Below are 4,924 nucleotides of genomic sequence, written 5' to 3' on the forward strand. Positions count from 1 at the left end.
GCTCAGCCCCTCGCGCCGTTCGACGCGCTCAGCGGCGTCGCCACCGCCTGCGGTCGCGGCGGTGCGGGGACCGCGACCGGCACCGCGGCGGTCGTGGGGATCCGCAGGGGCTGGGCGCTGACGGGTGTCGGGGTGCCGGTGGGCCGGTCCTTCACGCGGTCCCCGGTGGCGGACTGCCACAGGTTGACCAGGTCGCGCATCTCCACGCCGAGGGTGTCGCCGTCGTCGTAGAGCGCCGACGCGGCCACGGGGTCGTCGAACATGCCCAACTCGACGGCCCGCAGCACGCTGGACATCGGCTCGGCCAGCTCCAGCAGCTCCCGCGAGCGCGCCGCCGGGGCCATGCCGACCCGCTGGGCGATCAGCGCGAGCCGGTCGGCGGGGCTGGTGGCCTCCGCCTTGAGGTCGCGCACGATGGCCGTGTCCTCCTGCAGGGTCAGGTGGAACCAGCTCAGGACCGTGACGTGGACGAACTCCTCCCGCGCCAGCAACCCGCCGCGGCGGCGGTTGTTCAGCATGTCCTTCAGCGCGGTACACAGGAAGGAGATGTAGGAGGGGTCGGTGGGGTTGCTGCCGGAGGTGTTGGCCGAGTTCTCCAGGCCGTGCCACGTTTGGCGCAGCAGCTCCGACCACTTGGCGCGGAAGTCGGTGTTCGCGCCGAGCCCGACGTGCGCCTTCCAGTCGGCCGCCGCGCCCGTCGCCGCGGCGGGCAGCGGGTGCGGTAGGTCCAGCCCGAACATCCGCCAGTAGGCGTTGCGCCGGTTGGTGCGCGCGCTGGGGCGGACCTCGCTGACCGTCCCCGTGATGGAGAACAGCGGGGGGTCGCGGAAGAACAGCTCTTCGGTGCTGCGCAGCCAGCGTGCGCCGTCGGCGGAGAGGGTCCCCAGGGTCTCCCCGGCGAGGAGGCGGCGCAGGACCTCGGAGAAGATCTCGACGGCGCCGGTGCTCTCGACGAGGTAGGCGTAGACGAGGTGGTGCCAGAACAGGCCGATGCCGCCCGTCCCGGGCGGCCCGGTCACCGGCGACCAGGAGTCCTGGTCGGGCACGGTGATGCCCGAGGGGGCCAGCAGCACCGGCGGTGGCGGCTGCTGCGGCAGCCCGAGCGCCCCGATGATGGCGTCGTCGCCGAGGAAGGGCGCCTTGGTCGAGGTCGTCCCGACGGGCAGTTCGGGGACGAGGCGGGCACCGGTCCACGCCTCGTCCAGCCACCGGCTCAGCTGGAGGGGGTGGACGAGCAGGGCCTGCTCGCGGGTGCCGCCCGCGTCGGCGAAGAGCTTGGCGAGGCTGAGGAACATGGCCGCTGTCCTGTTCTCACGAGGTCGGGGTGCCGGCCGGTGCCGGGGACCCGGCGTCGGGTTCCGCGGGGTCGGTGCCCGGGGGCGGTCCCGCGTCGGGCGGGGCGGCGGCCCCCAGCGTCGCCAGCAGGTCCTCCGGGGCGGACCCCGCACCGGCGGGCAGCGGGAGGAGGCGGGGCCCGAAGGCGATGAGCGGTCCCCGCCGGGTGCGCAGGAAGACCACGGAGCCGATCATCTCCGCGTCGGTGAAGGCCCGTGGCCGCACCCAGCCGGGGCGCGCGCTCCACGGGTCGGCGAGCGCGCCCTTCCCGTCGTCCGCCGCGGAGCGCCCGTCGGGCTCCTCCACGCGCAGCACCTCCACCTTGCCGCCGCGCCGCAGCTCCACCCAGCGCGCACCGGGCGGCAGGTCGGGGAAGACGACGAGGGAGCGCCAGCGGAACGTGCGCACGACCAGGACGTCGAACTCGCCGCCGCTGGGCGAGCTGACCCGCCCGGTGAGGGTTCCCAGTACGCGGTAGCCGAAGGCGACGCGCTGGCGGACGGCCTCGGCGTGGGAGACGTCCCGGACGGCGACGGCGGGCACCGAGCTCGCCTCGGCCAGGCGCTGCACGGCCGCCGTGAGGTTGACGAGCTGCTCCAGCAGCTTGTCCTGCGTGGGGTTGGGCACGGTGTCCTCCTGCGGTGTGGCCGCTCAGGCGACGCGGTGGGCGCTGGCGGGTGCGGCGTCCGCACCCAGGTCGCGGATCCACGCGCGCAGGGCGTGGCGGTGTTCCGCGGCGTGGTCGGGGTCGTCGACGGCCCGGGTGCTCAGCAGGGCCAGGACCTGCAGGGGACGGCGCCGGCGGAGGTAGGTGGACGTCAGCAGGGAGGGGCCGGCCTGCGCCGCGAGGGCGGCCAGCGCCGCCGGTGACACCTGCGCGGGGTCGCAGACCGCGGCCAGCGGTGCACCGGCGAAGGCCCGCGCCGGGTGGCGGGTGCAGACGTCCACCAGCGCCGGGAAGGCCTCGACGCTGAGGGTGGCGACGCGGCCGAGCTCGTCGCCGGCCGCCGAGGGCGGGTGCCGGCGCCACCAGGCCTCCGCGACGGTGTCCCAGGGGCCGCTGCCGTACCAGCTGCTGCACAGGGCGGCGTTGAACAGCACCCGCACCCAGGCCGGGGGGTGCGGGTCGCCGAAGCGGATGCGGAACACCTCCGCGCCGGGTGCGTCGACGACGTTGGCCAGGGCGACGAGGGGCGCCCAGCCCGCCTGGGCGAAGGCGTGCACGTCGGCGGCGACCTCCCCGGCCCAGGACGCCCACAGCTCCGCGACCTCTCCCGACCGCTTCCGCAGCGCGGCGTGCAGCGCGGCCGCCAGCTCGCCGGTCCAGCCGGTGAGGTGGGCGACCTGGTGCCCCGTCTCGTGCAGCAGGGCCGTGGGGTGCGACAGGTTGTGGCGGGTGAGCTTGACGGCCGCCGCCGGTGAGGGGTGCGCCTGGTCCCACAGGCGCACCCCGGCGCGCAGGATGGAGGCCCCGAGACCCTTGTCCACGTAGACCAGGGCCGGTGGGCCCTGGATGCCTAGGGGCCCCAGGGTCGCGGCCAGCGAGTCGCCGGCGAGGACGTCCAGCCCGCGCAGGATCCCCCGCAGCGACGGGCTGGTGCGGGAGTTGACGGCGTCACCGTAGAAGTCCAGGACGGTCTCGACCTGGAGGTAGGCCTGCCGCAGGGCCAGCACGCCCGCGCGCAGCGCGCCGGGGTCGGACCCGGCCGCGGCCGCCGCCTGCAGGCCGCGGGCCCGGCCCACGAGCGCGGCGACCACCGCGGTCAGGCGGGCGCGGACGTCGGCGTGCAGGTAGGTCTCCAGGCTGGCCCACGCCTCGGCCGCGGCGACCTCCTCGAGGTCGGCCAGCGCCTCGGCCGCCAGGCGCCAGTGGGTGATCTCGGCCCGCAGCTGGCGCACCACCGCCCCGGGCGCCGCGCCCGGCCGCACGGGGGCCGGTCCCCCGCCCGCACCGGCACCGATCAGGCCCGCAGCCACGTCGACCTCATCCCCGGTGCACCCCGGCGTGCACGGCGAGCCCGGGGTCCCCGGCCTGCCCGCGCGCCAGGGCCCCGCGGCCGGCGAAGGTCCAGGTGAAGGTCAACGTCATGCCGGGGGCCGGGTCCTGGGCGGCACTGGTGAAGGCCGCGGCGGCCGTCGGGAGCTGTTGCGCCACGGCGCGCAGCGCGGACTCCGCCACGAGGTCCGCCAGGCGCCGGCCGCTCCCGGCACCGCCGAGGCCGCGGCGGGTGAGCACCTCCTGCAGCCGCGCGCCCACGGCCGGGCGCAGGGGCCCGCCCAGCACCCCGCGCAGCTCCGCGACGACGTCGACGGGGCGGCGGGCCCGCAGGTGCCCGGCGATCCGGTCGGCGCGTCGTTCGCTGAGGTGCAGGTCGAGGCGCAGGTGCGGGCGGCCGCCCTCCTCGCGCAGGCGCAGCGTGAAGGGCCGGCGCGCCGGCAGCGGTAGCCCGGGGACCTGGATGCGCACCGCGCGCGCACCGGGCCGGGAGCTGCGCGCGGGCACCGGCCGGGGGCCCGGGCCGGCCGCGTCCGTGGACGGCGGCGCTGTCGGAGAGGGCACGGCCGTGGCGGCCACCTCGGAGAACTCCAGCGCCGTCCTGCTGTAGCCCTCCTCCCCCTCGGCCTCGAAGGCGGCCAGGTGCCCGTACCCCGCGCCGGGCAGGAACTCGTAGAAGCTGGCCTCGGCCCGCACGGGCCAGGAACGCACACCGGCGTCGAGGAGGCGGTCCTCCAAGGTCTCCCCCTCGGCGAAGACGACGGCCCGGGCCCGGGGTCGGGTCAGCGTGAGGGGTTCGACGACGGAGAACTTCTTGTAGCGGTACCGGGGGGCGGAGGCGTTGCGGGGGAACATGACCCAGATCCCCTGCTCGCCGTCGGTCTCCGCCTCGGCGAGGTCGGCGCGCAGGGCCGCGGCGGGCACGTGGCGGACGGCCGCGGCGGTGAACGCCTGCTGCACCGCCGCCTCCAGGAGGAGCTCGTTGCCCAGGGAGGCGGGGGGCAGTGCGAGCACCTCCCGCAGGGTGTCCTCGGTGGTGGCGACCAGGGCCTCGGTGCCCAGGAGGGCGCCGGGACCCCGCTCGGCCTCCAGCCCCAGCAGGCGCAGCCCCGCGTCGGCGACGTGGCGGGACAGCTGCCGGGCGGCCTGCGGCCCCACCATGCCCTGCACGAGCGTGGCCAGGAGCCCGGCGAGGAGGTCGACGACGCGTTTGCGGCCGATGACCCGCACGCCGAGCTTGACGACCTTCATGGCGGCCATCACCACGGGGATGAACTCCTCCATCTCGCTCACCGGTGCCCGCCCCGGCTCCGCCTCGGCCAGCTGCTGCGCCAGCCGCTGCCGCGCCCCGTCCAGGGCGGCGACCGGGCCCGCCCCGGCCGCGCCGGTCCCGGCGGCCTCCAGCTCGGCGGACAACCGCCCGGTGTCCACCCCGGCCCCGCCGAGGGCCACCTCGGCGAGGCGCTCGTCGAGCTCGGCGGACAGCGCTGCGGAGCTCCAGAACTCCTCCGCGGCCGCCGGCTCGGCCGCCGCCGGCTCCGCACCCGCCGCGGCACCCGGGTCGGGGGCGGTGGCCGCGGCCGGGCCGGGGAC

General features: G+C 77.1%; 3 protein-coding genes and 1 pseudogene. All 4 read right to left on the reverse strand.

The genetic code is table 11. From position 1 onward, the window contains the following. Nucleotides 1-2: 2 nt before the first annotated feature. Nucleotides 3-1,295 carry a hypothetical protein gene (locus tag GTR00_RS14585; RefSeq protein WP_166612330.1) on the reverse strand — a complete coding sequence of 431 codons (1,293 nt, stop codon included), beginning with the start codon at nt 1,293-1,295 and terminating at the stop codon, nt 3-5. A gap of 16 nt (nt 1,296-1,311) precedes the next feature. Then, nucleotides 1,312-1,962 (reverse strand): hypothetical protein, encoded by a 651-nt coding sequence (locus tag GTR00_RS14590; protein ID WP_166612331.1) that lies wholly within the window; start codon nt 1,960-1,962, stop codon nt 1,312-1,314. A gap of 24 nt (nt 1,963-1,986) precedes the next feature. Further along, a complete protein-coding gene (locus GTR00_RS14595) occupies nt 1,987-3,312 on the reverse strand; it encodes a hypothetical protein (protein ID WP_205705837.1) in 1,326 nt (441 codons plus the stop codon). A 7-nt stretch (nt 3,313-3,319) separates the two neighbouring features. After that, nucleotides 3,320-4,924: pseudogene (locus GTR00_RS14600) on the reverse strand (hypothetical protein); the annotation flags it as partial.

Origin of the sequence: Kineococcus indalonis (assembly GCF_009906395.1) — a bacterium.
GTDB lineage: Bacteria > Actinomycetota > Actinomycetes > Actinomycetales > Kineococcaceae > Kineococcus > Kineococcus indalonis.

Bases quoted from the DNA above. Each gene is read 5' to 3' on its own strand.
- GTR00_RS14585 (WP_166612330.1), bottom strand. From the start codon at position 1,295: ATGTTCCTCAGCCTCGCCAAGCTCTTCGCCGACGCGGGCGGCACCCGC.